The organism is Microvirga calopogonii (assembly GCF_003347665.1).
In the GTDB taxonomy this organism is placed as follows: Bacteria; Pseudomonadota; Alphaproteobacteria; order Rhizobiales; family Beijerinckiaceae; genus Microvirga; species Microvirga calopogonii.
The window spans coordinates 1-1,706 of record NZ_QDGA01000235.1 but is presented as its reverse complement, the minus strand read 5'-3'; the positions used below and the strand labels follow the sequence as shown (position 1 = coordinate 1,706).

Here is a 1,706-nt window from a genome sequence, read left to right as displayed (position 1 = left end):
CAGGGAAAGGTTCTTTAAGGTAAGGAGGTGATCCAACCGCAGGTTCCCCTACGGTTACCTTGTTACGACTTCACCCCAGTCATGAATCACAAAGTGGTAAGCGCCCTCCCGAAGGTTAAGCTACCTACTTCTTTTGCAACCCACTCCCATGGTGTGACGGGCGGTGTGTACAAGGCCCGGGAACGTATTCACCGTGACATTCTGATTCACGATTACTAGCGATTCCGACTTCATGGAGTCGAGTTGCAGACTCCAATCCGGACTACGACGCACTTTATGAGGTCCGCTAGCTCTCGCGAGATTGCTTCTCTTTGTATGCGCCATTGTAGCACGTGTGTAGCCCTGGTCGTAAGGGCCATGATGACTTGACGTCATCCCCACCTTCCTCCAGTTTATCACTGGCAGTCTCCTTTGAGTTCCCGGCCGGACCGCTGGCAACAAAGGATAAGGGTTGCGCTCGTTGCGGGACTTAACCCAACATTTCACAACACGAGCTGACGACAGCCATGCAGCACCTGTCTCACAGTTCCCGAAGGCACCAATCCATCTCTGGAAAGTTCTGTGGATGTCAAGACCAGGTAAGGTTCTTCGCGTTGCATCGAATTAAACCACATGCTCCACCGCTTGTGCGGGCCCCCGTCAATTCATTTGAGTTTTAACCTTGCGGCCGTACTCCCCAGGCGGTCGACTTAACGCGTTAGCTCCGGAAGCCACGCCTCAAGGGCACAACCTCCAAGTCGACATCGTTTACGGCGTGGACTACCAGGGTATCTAATCCTGTTTGCTCCCCACGCTTTCGCACCTGAGCGTCAGTCTTCGTCCAGGGGGCCGCCTTCGCCACCGGTATTCCTCCAGATCTCTACGCATTTCACCGCTACACCTGGAATTCTACCCCCCTCTACGAGACTCAAGCCTGCCAGTTTCGGATGCAGTTCCCAGGTTGAGCCCGGGGATTTCACATCCGACTTGACAGACCGCCTGCGTGCGCTTTACGCCCAGTAATTCCGATTAACGCTTGCACCCTCCGTATTACCGCGGCTGCTGGCACGGAGTTAGCCGGTGCTTCTTCTGCGGGTAACGTCAATCGACGCGGTTATTAACCGCATCGCCTTCCTCCCCGCTGAAAGTACTTTACAACCCGAAGGCCTTCTTCATACACGCGGCATGGCTGCATCAGGCTTGCGCCCATTGTGCAATATTCCCCACTGCTGCCTCCCGTAGGAGTCTGGACCGTGTCTCAGTTCCAGTGTGGCTGGTCATCCTCTCAGACCAGCTAGGGATCGTCGCCTAGGTGAGCCGTTACCCCACCTACTAGCTAATCCCATCTGGGCACATCTGATGGCAAGAGGCCCGAAGGTCCCCCTCTTTGGTCTTGCGACGTTATGCGGTATTAGCTACCGTTTCCAGTAGTTATCCCCCTCCATCAGGCAGTTTCCCAGACATTACTCACCCGTCCGCCACTCGTCAGCGAAGCAGCAAGCTGCTTCCTGTTACCGTTCGACTTGCATGTGTTAGGCCTGCCGCCAGCGTTCAATCTGAGCCATGATCAAACTCTTCAATTTAAAGTTTGATGCTCATCGAATTAAACCGTAATGAATTACGTGTTCACCCGTGAGACTTGGTATTCATTTAGTGTCCGAGGACATTAAGAATCCATGTCACCTGAGTGCCCACACAGATTGTCTGATAAATTGTTAAAGAGCAGT

Annotated in this window: 1 rRNA gene; it reads right to left on the bottom strand. The window is 53.5% G+C overall.

The features are described 5' to 3' along the window. Window positions 1-20: 20 nt before the first annotated feature. A 16S ribosomal RNA gene (locus tag DDF70_RS36165) occupies window positions 21-1,562 on the bottom strand. Window positions 1,563-1,706 lie beyond the last annotated feature (144 nt).